The organism is Amycolatopsis sp. NPDC101161, assembly GCF_044768185.1.
Classification (GTDB): domain Bacteria; phylum Actinomycetota; class Actinomycetes; order Mycobacteriales; family Pseudonocardiaceae; genus Amycolatopsis.
The window spans coordinates 506,881-519,578 of the sequence record NZ_JBIWPI010000001.1 but is presented as its reverse complement, the minus strand read 5'-3'; the positions used below and the strand labels follow the sequence as shown (position 1 = coordinate 519,578).

Annotated in this window: 10 protein-coding genes and 1 pseudogene; 9 read left to right on the top strand and 2 right to left on the bottom strand. The window is 71.2% G+C overall.

Going from position 1 to position 12,698, the window contains the following annotated elements; genetic code table 11:
- Window positions 1-43 precede the first annotated feature (43 nt).
- The 5 genes and pseudogenes from ACIRSS_RS02540 (at window position 44) to ACIRSS_RS02520 (ending at window position 6,870) form a co-directional block, all read left to right on the top strand.
- Window positions 44-1,492: a sodium:solute symporter gene (locus ACIRSS_RS02540; RefSeq protein ID WP_400889749.1), complete on the top strand. Its 1,449-nt coding sequence runs from the start codon at window positions 44-46 to the stop codon at window positions 1,490-1,492.
- Window positions 1,485-2,429 (top strand): agmatinase, encoded by a 945-nt coding sequence (gene speB, locus ACIRSS_RS02535; RefSeq protein ID WP_400889747.1) that lies wholly within the window; start codon window positions 1,485-1,487, stop codon window positions 2,427-2,429. Before ACIRSS_RS02540 ends, speB begins: the two co-directional genes overlap by 8 nt.
- Window positions 2,426-4,069, top strand: coding sequence for a thiamine pyrophosphate-binding protein (locus tag ACIRSS_RS02530; protein WP_400889745.1), 1,644 nt, complete (start codon window positions 2,426-2,428; stop codon window positions 4,067-4,069). The genes speB and ACIRSS_RS02530 overlap by 4 nt, the downstream gene beginning before the upstream one ends.
- A complete protein-coding gene (locus ACIRSS_RS02525; RefSeq protein WP_400889743.1) occupies window positions 4,066-5,424 on the top strand; it encodes an aminobutyraldehyde dehydrogenase in 1,359 nt (452 codons plus the stop codon). Before ACIRSS_RS02530 ends, ACIRSS_RS02525 begins: the two co-directional genes overlap by 4 nt.
- Window positions 5,421-6,870 (top strand): annotated as a pseudogene (locus tag ACIRSS_RS02520) (purine-cytosine permease family protein). The gene ACIRSS_RS02525 and the pseudogene ACIRSS_RS02520 overlap by 4 nt, the downstream one beginning before the upstream one ends.
- A 190-nt stretch (window positions 6,871-7,060) precedes the next feature.
- Here the strand turns inward: ACIRSS_RS02520 and dxs are convergent.
- Window positions 7,061-8,974 (bottom strand): 1-deoxy-D-xylulose-5-phosphate synthase, encoded by a 1,914-nt coding sequence (gene dxs, locus ACIRSS_RS02515; protein ID WP_400889741.1) that lies wholly within the window; start codon window positions 8,972-8,974, stop codon window positions 7,061-7,063.
- 186 nt (window positions 8,975-9,160) lie between these two features.
- On the opposite strand from dxs, the gene ACIRSS_RS02510 reads away from it, so the two are divergent.
- The 4 genes from ACIRSS_RS02510 to ACIRSS_RS02495 all read left to right on the top strand — a co-directional run bounded on the left by ACIRSS_RS02510 (window position 9,161) and on the right by ACIRSS_RS02495 (window position 12,126).
- Entirely contained in the window at window positions 9,161-10,630 is a 1,470-nt protein-coding gene (locus ACIRSS_RS02510; RefSeq protein ID WP_400889739.1) for an aldehyde dehydrogenase family protein, read from the top strand.
- Between the two features lie 84 nt (window positions 10,631-10,714).
- Window positions 10,715-11,137 carry a hypothetical protein gene (locus ACIRSS_RS02505; RefSeq protein ID WP_400889737.1) on the top strand — a complete coding sequence of 141 codons (423 nt, stop codon included), beginning with the start codon at window positions 10,715-10,717 and terminating at the stop codon, window positions 11,135-11,137.
- A 54-nt stretch (window positions 11,138-11,191) separates the two neighbouring features.
- Window positions 11,192-11,671 (top strand): MarR family winged helix-turn-helix transcriptional regulator, encoded by a 480-nt coding sequence (locus ACIRSS_RS02500; protein ID WP_400889735.1) that lies wholly within the window; start codon window positions 11,192-11,194, stop codon window positions 11,669-11,671.
- A 2-nt stretch (window positions 11,672-11,673) separates the two neighbouring features.
- Window positions 11,674-12,126, top strand: a complete 453-nt coding sequence (locus ACIRSS_RS02495; RefSeq protein WP_400889733.1) for a hypothetical protein — start codon at window positions 11,674-11,676, stop codon at window positions 12,124-12,126.
- Here ACIRSS_RS02495 and ACIRSS_RS02490 read toward each other — a convergent pair.
- Window positions 12,123-12,680 carry a TIGR03086 family metal-binding protein gene (locus ACIRSS_RS02490; protein ID WP_400889731.1) on the bottom strand — a complete coding sequence of 186 codons (558 nt, stop codon included), beginning with the start codon at window positions 12,678-12,680 and terminating at the stop codon, window positions 12,123-12,125. The genes ACIRSS_RS02495 and ACIRSS_RS02490 overlap by 4 nt on opposite strands.
- Window positions 12,681-12,698: the final 18 nt, after the last annotated feature.

Genomic DNA, 12,698 nt, shown 5'->3' with positions numbered 1-12,698 from the left:
GGGCGAATCTACGGTGGCCCGAAACCGACGTGAGGAGGACACCGTGACCGGCGACTACGCGGTGATCGCGCTGTACATCGCGGGAATGCTCGGGGTCGGCTGGTACGGCCTCCGGCTCGCGAAGACGAAGTCCGACTACCTGGTGGCCGGCCGGCGGCTGGGCTGGTTCATGTACTCCGGCACGATGTCGGCCGTCGTGCTCGGCGGCGCGTCGACCGTCGGCGGGGTGAAGCTCGGCTACACCTACGGCATCTCCGGCATGTGGCTGGTCGTCAGCATCGGCGTCGGCATCCTCGTGCTGCACGCGCTGTTCGCGCGGCGGCTGGTCCGGCTGAAGGTCTACACCGTCGGCGAGATGCTCGACCTGCGCTACGGCGGCCGCACCAGCGCGGTGTCCGGCGTCGTCATGTGGGGCTACACCTTGATGCTCACGGTCACCTCGACGCTGGCCTTCGCGACGATCTTCAAGGTGCTGTTCGACCTGCCGAACTGGGCCGGGATCGCCGTCGGCGGCTCGATCGTGGTGCTCTACTCGGTGCTCGGCGGCATGTGGTCGATCACGCTGACCGACATCGCCCAGTTCGTCATCAAGACGATCGGCATCCTGGTGATCCTGCTGCCGGTCGCCATCAGCTCCGCGGGCGGGTTCGACGGCATGAGCGCCAAGCTGGACGCGAGCTTCTTCAGCTTCACCTCGATCGGCACCGACACGATCATCACCTACTTCGTCATCTACACCTTCGGCCTGCTGATCGGCCAGGACATCTGGCAGCGCGTGTTCACCGCACGCACCCCGGCGATCGCGACGTCCGGCGGCATCACCTCCGGCGTCTACTGCCTGGTCTACGGTCTCGCCGGCGCCCTGATCGGCACCGCGGCGCACGCGCTGTACCCGGACATCGCGAGCGCGCAGGACGCCTTCGCGACGATCGTCGAGCGCCTGCTGCCCACCGGCGTCCGCGGCCTGGTGCTGGCCGCCGCGCTGTCGGCGATGATGTCGACCGCGAGCGGCGCGCTGATCGCCTGCTCGACCACGACGACGTCGGACCTGCTCTCCAAGCTGGGCCTGAAGAAGGGCGGCGAGGTCAGCCGCAACCGGCTCGCCACGCTCGTGCTGGGCCTGCTGGCCATCGGCATCGCGATGATCGTCGACGACGTCGTCAACGCGCTCACCATCGCCTACGACATCCTCGTCGGCGGTCTGCTGGTCGCGATCGTCGGCGCGCTGTTCTGGAAGCGCGGCACCCGGCAGGGCGCGTACGCGTCGATGGTCGCCGGCACGGTGTCCGTGGTCGCGTTCATGATCATCGACGGCGTCGACGCCAACACCCCGATCTACTGGGGCCTCGGCGCCAGCCTGGTCGTCTACCTGGCGGTCAGCTTCGCGACTCCGCGCACGGCCGACTCGATCCTTTCCGTCTGGACCCGCCGCCTGAGCGGCGAAGACACCACCACCACCGAGACCCGGGAACAGGAGCCCACCAGTGCCTAACATCGGACCCCTCGACTCGTCGCGCGTCCCCCGGTTCGCCGGCTTCGCGACCTTCGCGCGGCTGCCGCGGATCGACCAGGTCGAACGCGCCGACGTCGCCGTCGTCGGGGTGCCCTTCGACTCCGGCGTGTCCTACCGGCCCGGCGCGCGGTTCGGCCCGGCGGCCGTCCGCGAGGCGAGCCGGCTGCTGCGGCCGTACCACCCGGAGCTGGACGTCTCGCCGTTCGAAGAGAAGCAGGTCGTCGACGCGGGGGACATCGCGGTCAACCCGTTCAACATCGGCGAGGCGATCGAGACGCTGCAGCAGGAAGCCGAGGCGCTGCAAGCGAACGGGACGCGGCTGGTGACCGTCGGCGGCGACCACACGATCGCGCTGCCGCTCCTACGCGCCGCGGCGAAGAAGCACGGACCCGTTGCCCTGCTGCACTTCGACGCGCACCTCGACACCTGGGACACCTACTTCGGCGAGCCGTACACGCACGGCACGCCGTTCCGGCGGGCGTCGGAGGAAGGCATCCTCGACACGAGCGCGCTGTCGCACGTCGGCACGCGCGGGCCGCTCTACGGCAAGCGCGACCTCGAAGAGGACCGCCGGCTCGGCTTCGGCATCGTCACCTCCGGCGACGTCCTGCGCCGCGGCGTCGCCGAGACCGTCGACGCGCTGCGGCAGCGCATCGGCGACCGGCCGCTGTACGTCTCGGTCGACATCGACGTGCTCGACCCGGCCCACGCCCCCGGCACCGGGACGCCCGAGGCGGGCGGGATGACCAGCCGCGAGCTGCTGGAGATCCTGCGCGGGCTGCGCGACCTCAACCTGGTCGGCGCGGACGTCGTCGAGCTGGCCCCGGCCTACGACCACGCCGAGATCACCGCCATCGCGGCCTCCCACGTCGCCTATGACCTGGTCAGCCTGCTGTCGCTGGGGAAGGGCGAATGACCCGCATCGGCGGCGACGTCGTCGTCGAAACCCTCCGCGCGCTGGGCGCCGACACGGTGTTCGGCCTGCCCGGCCAGCACGCGCTGGGCCTGTTCGAAGCACTGCGACGCGCGGACGACCTGCGCGTGCTCAGCGGGCGCGTCGAGAACAACCTCGCCTTCGCCGCCGACGGGTTCGCCCGCGCGCGGCTCGCGGCGAACCCGGACGGGCCGGTGCCGGTGACGCCGCTGATCGTGTCGACGGGCCCGGGTGCGCTGCTGACGTTGGCTTCCCTGCAGGAGTCCCGGGCGGCGTCGGTGCCGGTGCTCGGCATCTCCAGCCAGGTCCCGGTCGCCGGCCTCGGCGGCGGCCGGCACGGCTACCTGCACGAGCTGCCCGACCAGCAGGCGAGCTTCCGGGACGTCGTGAAGTCGGTGCACGTCGTGCGGCGCGCGAGCCAGATCCCGACGGCACTGCGGGAGGCGTGGACGTCGGCCGCGACCGCGCCCTACGGCCCGGTGTGGGTCGAGATCCCCCAGGACGTGCTGCTCGGCCCGGCCGGGGTCCCGCCGATCACGTCGGTGTCGGCCGCTCCCCCGTTGCTGGAACCCCTTCCGGAGCTGGTCACCGCCGCGGCGGACCTCCTGGGCGCGGCGGCGAACCCGGTGATCCTCGCCGGCGGTGGAGCGCTGCGGTCCGGGGCGCACGCCGAGCTGACGGCCCTCGCGGAAGCGCTGCGCGCACCGGTGATCTCGACGTTCGGCGGCAAGGGCGTCTTCGGCTGGGACCACGAGCTGTCCGGGCGGTCGTGGCTGGAGGACTGGCACACCACGGAGTTCCTCGCCTCCGCGGATGTCCTGCTCGTGCTCGGTTCCGGGCTCGGCGAGCTGTCCAGCAACTACCGCGAGTTCGCCCCGCGCGGCCGGGTGATCCAGGTCGAGGCCGACCTCGGGAAGCTGGAGTCGAACTACCCCGCTCTCGGCATCCACGCCGACGTGCGGCTCACGCTGCAGGCGCTGCTGGAGTGGGTGCCGATGCGAGCGTCCGACGGCCGGGCCGAGAAGGCGGTTTCTTCGCTGGTGTCCGCGGTGGAGTCCCGGTTGGACGGTCAAGACCTGGCCACCGAACGGAAGCTGATCGACGACATCCGCGCGGCGCTGCCCGACGGCACGCAGACCTTCTGGGACATGACGATCGCCGCGTACTGGGCCTGGTCGGCGTGGAACCCCGAGGGCGCGCCGATCCACACGGCGCAGGGCGCGGGCGGCCTCGGCTACGGCCTGCCCGGCGCGCTCGGCGGCGCGGCGGCCGGCGGTCCGGCGCTCGCCGTGTCCGGTGACGGCGGCGCGATGTACGGCGTCGCCGAGCTGGCCACGGCGGTGCAGCACGGCCTCGACGTCACGTGGCTGATCATCGACGACGGCGGTTACGGCGTGCTGCGCGAGTACCTCACGGACGCGTTCGGCCGGACGACGGCCACCGAGCTGGCCCGGCCCGACTTCGTGGCGCTGGCTTCGTCGTTCGGCGTCCCCGCTCGTCTCTCCTCTTTGGACACCGTAGGAGCGGACCTCGCGGAGGCGCTGCGCACGCCGGGGCCGTCCGTCGTCGTCCTCCCCGCGTTGCTGAAGCTGTTCGCGCCGACCCACCTGGAGAAGGCATGACCCGCACGCTCGACCTGACCGACCCGGCGACCGGCGAGGTGTTCGGCACCAGTCCCGTCGCCTCGCAGTCCGATGTGGACACCGCCCTCGAAGCGGCCGCGCAAGCGTTTGCGGTGTGGCGGCGCAGCACCCCGGCGCAGCGGCAGCTGGCCCTGCTGAAGATCGCCGACGCTCTGGAGGCGCGCGCGTCGGAGTTCGCCGACCTCGAGGTGCGCGAAACCGGCAAGATCCGGTCGGTGGTGCTCGAAGAGGAGATCCCGGAGTGCGTGAGCGCGCTGCGGTTCTTCGCCGGGGCCGCGCGGCACCTGGAGGGCACCGCGGCCGGCGAGTACGCGCCGGGGCACACGTCGGTGATCCGCCGCGAGCCGATCGGCGTCTGCGCGCAGATCGCGCCGTGGAACTATCCGCTGATGATGGCGGTCTGGAAGATCGCGCCGGCGCTGGCCGCAGGCAACACGGTGGTGCTCAAGCCGGCCGAGACAACACCGTCGACGGCACTGCTGCTGGCCGAGGTCGCCGCGGAGTTCCTGCCTCCGGGATCGTTCACCGTGCTGACCGGCGACCGCGACACGGGCCGGGCGCTGGTCAAGCACCCGATCACCTCGCTCGTCTCGATCACCGGGTCGACGCGCGCGGGCATCGACGTCGCCACCGTCGCGGCCGCCGACCTCAAGCGCACCCACCTGGAGCTGGGCGGCAACGCGCCGCTGCTGGTCTTCCCGGACGTCGACCTCGCGGCGACGGCCGAGGGCATCGTGGGAGCGGCGTTCTACAACGCGGGCCAGGACTGCACGGCGGGCAGCCGGATCCTGGTGCACGCGTCGATCCACGACGACTTCGTCGCCGCACTGGCGAAGGTCGCCGCTGCGCAGACTCCGGGCGTCGACTACGGGCCGCTGAACAGCGCGGCGCAGTTCTCGCGCGTCGAGGGCCTGATCTCGCGGCTGCCGTCGCACGCGCGGATCGAAACCGGCGGCTCGCGCTTCGGCTCCACCGGCTTCTACTTCTCCCCCACCGTGGTCTCGGGGGTCCGCCAGGACGACGAGATCGTCCAGGAGGAGATCTTCGGCCCGGTCATCACGGTCCAGTCCTTTTCGGACGAAGCCGACGGCGTGTCGCTGGCCAACGGCGTCCCTTATGGACTGGCGTCGTCGGTCTGGACGAAGGACCTCGGCGTGGCCGCGCGGGTGTCGGCCGAGCTGGACTTCGGGTGCGTGTGGGTGAACACGCACGGGCCGCTGGTCGCGGAGATGCCGCACGGCGGGTTCGGCCACTCGGGTCACGGCAAGGATCTCTCGTCGTACGCGTTCGCCGAGTACACCCGCGTCAAGCACGTGATGACGAGGTTCGCATGAGCGAGAAGATCACGGAGGTCGAGCAGCACGGGCATCGCCCCGATCCCGCCGGAGGAGCAGACGTCGCGGCCGCGCGACCTGTTCCGGATGGCGTTCGGCGGCGCGAACACGTTCGCCACGATCATCCTGGGCACGCTCCCGATCGCGTACGGGCTGAGCTTCCGCGACGCGGCGCTGGCCACGGCGCTCGGGGTGGTCGTCGGCGGCCTGGTCCTGGCACCGATGGCGTTGTTCGGACCGCGCACGCGCACGAACAACGCGGTGTCGTCGGGCGCGCACTTCGGCGTGGTCGGCCGGTGCGTCGGCTCGTTCCTGTCGTTGTTGACGGCGATCACGTTCTTCGCGATCTCGGTGTGGGTGAGCGGCGACGCGGTGGCCGGCGCGGCGCAACGCCTGTTCGGCTTCGACGGCGGCGCGGTGCTGCGCGGCGTCGCGTACGGCGTGATCGCGATCGCGACGCTGGTGGTCTGCATCTACGGCTACCGGTTCATGCTGCTGGTGAACCGGATCGCGGTGGTGCTGGGAACGTTGATCATGCTCCTGGGCGTGGTGGCGTACGGCGGCTCGTTCGACCCGGGCTACGCGGGCACCGGAACGTACGCCCTGGGCACGTTCTGGCCGACGTTCACGCTGGCGGCGTTGACGGCCTTGGCGAACCCGATCTCGTTCGGCGCGTTCCTCGGCGACTGGGCCCGCTACATCCCCGCGCGCTACAGCAAGCGCTCTCTGCTGACGGCGCCATTCCTGGCCCAGGTGGCAACGCTGCTGCCGTTCGGCTTCGGCATCGCGACGGCAACGCTGGTCGCGAACCCGGCCGACTACATCACGGGCCTGACGGCGATTTCCCCGCTGTGGTACGCGATCCCGCTGATCGTGGTAGCCCTGATCGGCGGCCTGTCGACGGGAACGACGTCGTTGTACGGGACAGGGCTGGACTTCAGTTCGATCTTCCCCAAGCTGTCCCGCGTCCAGGCAACACTGCTGATCGGAACGCTGAGCGTGGCGTTCATCTTCGTCGGCAATTTCGTGCTGGACATGGTGTCGAGCATCAACGCGTTCGCAACGCTGATCGTGCTGTGCACGAGCCCGTGGATGGTGATCATGATGATCGGCTTCGTCCAGCGCCGCGGTTTCTACGACGTAGCGGACCTGCAGGTGTTCAACGAGGGCCGCAAGGGCGGAAGGTACTGGTTCACCCGAGGGGTGAACTGGCGAGCAATGGCGGCCTGGATCCCGGCGACAACACTGGGGTTGCTGTGCGCGAACACACCGATGATCGCAGGCCCGCTACGAGACGTGGCAGGCGGAGTGGACATAAGCTTGCTGGTCACCCTGGTAACAGCGGCGGTGGCGTATCCGGCACTGGTAAAGGTGTTCCCGGAGCCACCAGAGGTCTTCGCCCAGGTGCCCCAACCGGTAACCGAAGCCGTCCCGGCAGAGGCCTGAGCTGGTGGTCATCCCGTCGCCTGAGGCCCAGAAATCACTTTGAGCCAGGCCCGCAACCCACAGACCAAAGAGAGCGGAGATGCCAAGCTTGCGGGCCTGGCTCAAAGTGATAGGCCTCAATCAGGCGACGGGATGACCACCAGCGAGGCACGGTCATCCCAGAGCCTGCCCGTCCGGCGAGGACAGCTTTTCAGTTGCGATTGGCATCCTTGCGCGCAGGCTCCGAAGGAGAGCCAAGACGACCGGAAGCCCACTCGGTAACCCGACGAGCAACATCCTGAGCGGTCAACCCGATCCGCCCAAGCACCTCATCCCGGCTCCCCAAGTCATGAAAAGCCTGCGGCACAGCCAAATCCCGCAGCGGCACATCGCACTCAGCATCCCGGAAGAGAGCAGCCAAAGCCGACCCGAACCCCCCATGCCGCCCACTGTCCTCCACAGTCACGACAAGCTTGTGCTGCGAAGCCAACGCAACCAGCTCGGCCGGAACCGGAAGCACCCACCGAGGGTCAACCACGGTAACCCCAATACCCTGATCGGCAAGCCGATCCGCGGCCGCAAGACCCAGCGTCGCAAAGGCCCCGACAGTCACGAGCAGAACGTCAGCACCCTCAACAGGCCGACGCAGCACATCAACAGTGCCGATCCGCTCAACCGCCGTCACATCCGTACCGACCTTGCCCTTCGAGAACCGCAGCGCAGTCGGCCCATCGGAAACGGCAACCGCCTCACGCAGTTCTTCCCGCAGCGTCCCCGGATCCCGCGGAGCGGCCACGCGCATCCCCGGCACCATGCCGAGCAGCGACAGGTCCCACATCCCGTGGTGACTCGGCCCGTCCGGCCCGGTGATCCCGGCCCGGTCGAGCACCAGCGTCACCGGCAGGCGGTGCAGAGCGACATCCATCAGCACCTGGTCGAACGCGCGGTTGAGGAACGTCGAATAGATCGCGACGACCGGGTGCAGCCCACCCATCGCCAACCCCGCCGCCGACGTCACCGCGTGCTGCTCGGCGATGCCGACGTCGTACCACCGGTCCGGGAAGGCCTCGGCGAACTTGTCGAGCCCGGTCGAGCGCAGCATCGCCGCCGTGATCGCGACGACGTCCTCGCGCTCGGCACCGATCTTCGCGAGCTCGTCGCCGAACACGCCGGTCCAGCTCGGGCCCTTGACCGGCGGCAGGCCGGTCTCCGGGTCGATCGGGTCGGTCTGGTGCATCTGGTCGTGCTCGTTGTTGACCGCGGGCGCGTAACCGTGGCCCTTCTCGGTCACCACGTGCACGATCACCGCGCCGCCGAACGCCTTCGCGCTCTGCAGCGCCTTCTCCAGCGCCACCTGGTCGTGGCCGTCCACCGGGCCGAGGTACTTCAGGCCCAGGTCGGAGAACATCGCCTGCGGGCTGAGCGCGTCCTTCAGGCCGGCCTTCGCGGCGTGCAGCGCGGCGTAGATCGGCTTGCCGACGACCGGGGTGTGCCTGAGGATCTCGCGGCCGCCGTCGAGCAGGCGCTCGTAGCCGGGCTGCAGGCGCAGCGCGGCGAGGTGGTCGGCCAGGCCGCCGATGGTCGGCGAGTAGGAGCGGCCGTTGTCGTTGATGACGATGACGACCGGGCGCTCGCGGTGCGCGGCGATGTTGTTGAGCGCTTCCCAGCACATGCCGCCGGTGAGTGCGCCGTCGCCGACGACGGCGATCGCGTGCCGCCCGGCACCGTCCAGCGCGAACGCCTTCGCCAGGCCGTCCACATAGGACAGCCCGGAGGACGCGTGGCTGCTTTCGACCCAGTCGTGCTCACTCTCCGCGCGCGACGGGTAACCGGTGACGCCGCCGGTCTGGCGCAGCAGGTCGAAGCCCTCCGCGCGACCGGTGACGATCTTGTGCACGTAGGCCTGGTGCCCGACGTCCCAGACGATCGCGTCCCGCGGCGAGTCGAACACGCGGTGCAACGCCAGGGTGAGCTCGACGACGCCGAGGTTGGGCCCCAGGTGGCCGCCGGCGCGGCGGACCTTGTCGACGAGGAAGTCCCGGATCTCCGCGGCCAGTTCGCCGAGGTCCTCGACACTCATGCGCTTCAGGTCCGCCGGTCCGTCCAGGGACTCCAGCAACGTCACTCGTCTCCACCTCACTAGTTCGACACAGCCCGCGTCCGGCCCAGTCTACGGAGGACGGCCACCGCCCTTCCGCCCGCCGCGTCCGGCGTCACAGGCGGAGCGCGAGCACCCGTCATCTCCTGAGGTGAACCTCGTCTCCCCGCAGTGCTGTGGCGGTCACGCGGCGTGGCCACGAGAATGGGTTCCATGGCGGACTTCTTCATCGGCGGCGACTGGGTGGACGCGATCGGCGGCGGGCGCCGGGAGATCCGCTGCCCGGCCGACGGCTCCCCGGTCGCGACGGTCGCCGAAGGCACCGCCGCGGACACCGAGGCCGCCATCGCGGCGGCGCGCCGGGCGTTCGACAGCGGACCGTGGCCCAGCACGCCCGCCCACCTGCGCGGCGACCTGCTGCTGCGCACCGCGGACCTGCTGGACCGCGACGCGGAGGCGTTCGCCCGCGCGGAGTCGCTCGACACCGGCAAGCGGCTGGTCGAGAGCCGCTACGACATGGCCGACATCGCCGCCTGCCTGCGCTACTTCGGCAAGCTCGCGGCCCAGGACGCCGGGCGCGTCGTCGACACCGGCAACCCGGACGCGATCAGCCGGATCGTGCACGAGCCGGTCGGCGTCTGCGGGCTGATCACGCCGTGGAACTACCCGCTGCTGCAGACCGTGTGGAAGATCGCGCCGGCCCTGGCGGCGGGCAACACGTTCGTGCTCAAGCCCAGCGAGCTGACGCCGCACACCGCGATCCTGTTCATGAAGCTGCTGACCGAGGCGGGCCTGCCACCCGGCGTCGCGAACCTGGTGCTGGGCGCGGGCGCCGAGGTGGGCGCGCCGCTGGCGGCGCACCCGGACGTCGACCTCGTGTCGTTCACCGGCGGCCTGGCGACCGGCAAGGTGATCGCGGCCGCGGCCGCCGGGACGGTCAAGAAAGTGGCCCTGGAGCTGGGCGGGAAGAACCCGAACGTGGTGTTCGCCGACGCCGACTTCGAGACGGCGGTCGACTACGCGCTGACCGCGGTGTTCCTGCACTCAGGCCAGGTGTGCTCGGCGGGCACGCGGCTGATCGTGCAGCGGGAGTGGCACGACGAGTTCGTCGACGAGCTGGTGCGCCGCGCCGAGCGGATCCGGCTGGGCGGCCCGTTCGACCCGCACGCCGAGACGGGACCGCTGATCTCGGCGGCCCACCGGGAGAAGGTCGAGGCGTACGTGGCGGCGGCGCTGGCCGAGGGCGCGGTGCTGCGGACCGGCGGGCGCCGGCCCGAAGACCCGGCCCTGGCCGACGGCTTCTACTACCTGCCGACGATCCTGGACCAGGTGAAACAGGGCTCGTCGGCGGTGGTCGAGGAGTCGTTCGGGCCGGTGCTGACGGTCGAGACGTTCACCGACGAGGACGACGCCGTCCGCATCGCCAACGACACCCACTACGGCCTGGCCGGGGCGGTGTTCACGCAGGACGCGTCGCGGGCGCAGCGGGTGGCCGGGAGGCTGCGCCACGGGACGATCTGGATCAACGACTTCCACCCGTACCTGCCGCAGGCCGAGTGGGGCGGCTACAAGCAGTCCGGGTTCGGCCGCGAGCTGGGGCCGACGGGCCTGGGCGAGTACACCGAGGTCAAGCACATCTACCAGAACCTCCGGCCGGCACCGCAGCGCTGGTTCGCCGGCTGAGCCGTCGCCCGATCGGGATCCACCGAACGGCCCAGCGCCGGAAACGCGGTCGGAAAGGGAGTTTCCGCGTTTTATGCTGCGTGCGTGACGCGAGCTTGGCGGGGGCCACGAGCGGTGGCGACGGGGATCGCCGGCCTCGGCGTGATCGCCGGGCTGACCCTGCGCACGGCGGACTACCCGGGGGTGCTGCCCCCGGGCACGCCGGACCCCGAGCTGGATCTCGGCCTGCGCCTGGTCTGCGCGGCGGCGGTCCTGATCGCGGGCACGCTGGCGTACCTGGCGTTCGCGCGCCGCCAGGACGAGCCCCTGGCGATGGCGTCCCTGCCGGGGCTGGTGGTGACGGGCGTGGTCCTGCGGCACCTGGTGGTGACGCTCCCGGGCGTGACGCGCATCCAGCCGGCGGCGCGGGTGGTGCCCGGCGCCGGGGCGTGGGTGCTGCTGGCGTCGGGCATCGCGATGACGGCCGCCGGGCTGGCGGCGGCGTTCGCCGTGCGCCGGGCAGCCTGAACCCCTCGGCTCCGAGCGGTACCCAGCCGGGCGCTCGCGCGGTAAAGTCGTTTCATGCCGCAACGAAATGAAGACGCCGAGCTGGCCCGGGCCGTCATGGAGCTCATCGACCAGGGACACCGGCGGATTTCGCGGCGGATCGACCTGACCCGCGTCCGCGTGCTCGGGCTCCTCTCGGCCCGGGGCCCGCTGCGGCCGCGCGACATCGCCGCGGAGCTCGGCCTCACCGCGTCCGCGACCAGCCGGCACCTCACCGCGCTCGAGCGGGACGGCCACGTCGCCGTCGAGGCGGATCCGGCCGACTCGCGCACGTTCCTCGTGCGGGTCGCCCCGGCCGGCCAGGCCGAGATCGACGCCACCGTCGACGCCGGCGCCGCGGTGTTCGCGCAGGTCATCGCCGACTGGCCGGCCGAGGACGTCACCGCCGCGCGCGTCCTGATCACCCGCCTCAACGAAGCCTGGGCCCGCCGCGGCGACACCCCCGCCCCACCGGCCGGCCCGCGCTGGCAGCGAGCCCGCACGAAGGAGGACTGACCGTGGACGCGACCACCCGGACGCAGAGCGTGCCGAAGCCCGTCCAGGCCGCCCGGGCCCTGCTGGCCCTCGTCGGCCTCGGTCACCTCGTCATCGCGATCGTCATGGCCGCGCGTGAGGACGCGCTGCGAGACGGGATCACCGCCCAGCACCCGGACTTCGGCGCCGCCGAGGTCGCGCGGTCGGCCGACATCGCCGTGGTCTCCGGCGCCGTCTTCCACGGCCTGCTGCTCGTGCTTTGTGCCCTCCTGGTCGTCAAGCTGGCCTCGGGCCGGCCGTGGACGCGCCGGCTCGCGATCGTCTCCCAGCTGCTTTCGGTGGTCTTCGGCTTCGTCTCGTGGTCGTCGTCGCCGATGTTCCACGCCGTCATCCCGGTGATCGCCGCCGCGCAGCTCGCCGTCGTCGTCCTGGCGTGGGTGCCCCGGCCGGCGCGGGACTTCTTCACCCAGCGCTAGGCGTTCACCGCCTTCCGGCCGAGGAACGCCGCCAGCCGGTCCGCCGCCGTGGCGCCGGGCGGCGCCGCCGTTTCGGGCCCGAACGGCCCGCCCGGCTGCCGCGGCGTGTCCCCGAACCGCGCCCGCCACTGCTCCAGCGCCCGCGCCGCCAGCTCGGGCAGCAGGTCCGTCGAAGCGCCCGTCGCGTCGGCGATGTCCCAGCCGTGGACCACGTACTCGTTGACCCGCATGTGCACCAGGAACACCCCCGGCACCTCGCCGAGCGGGGTCGTCACCTTCCGCTCGAACAACCCGGGCGAAGCCAGCACCGCCCGGGCCGCCGCCACCGAAGCGGCGAACGCCTCGACCGGCGCGGATCCCAGGTAGTCCCCCTCCGGCGCCGGTGGACCCATCCCCGCCCAGAACGCCACCTTCGCGTTGCCGTGCGCCAAGTGGTTCACCACGGCACGCACGTCCCAGTCCGTGCACGCCGTGGGCGCGTCCCAGGACTCGATGCCGGACACCAGGCCGGTCACCGTCGAAGCCGCCAGATCGAAGTCGTCGAGTGGAGTCATGCGAGCAGTGTGACGATC

Bases quoted from the DNA above. Each gene is read 5' to 3' on its own strand.
- ACIRSS_RS02530 (WP_400889745.1), top strand. From the start codon at position 2,426: ATGACCCGCATCGGCGGCGACGTCGTCGTCGAAACCCTCCGCGCGCTG.
- ACIRSS_RS02525 (WP_400889743.1), top strand. From the start codon at position 4,066: ATGACCCGCACGCTCGACCTGACCGACCCGGCGACCGGCGAGGTGTTC.
- ACIRSS_RS02510 (WP_400889739.1), top strand. From the start codon at position 9,161: ATGGCGGACTTCTTCATCGGCGGCGACTGGGTGGACGCGATCGGCGGC.
- ACIRSS_RS02500 (WP_400889735.1), top strand. From the start codon at position 11,192: ATGCCGCAACGAAATGAAGACGCCGAGCTGGCCCGGGCCGTCATGGAG.
- ACIRSS_RS02490 (WP_400889731.1), bottom strand. From the start codon at position 12,680: ATGACTCCACTCGACGACTTCGATCTGGCGGCTTCGACGGTGACCGGC.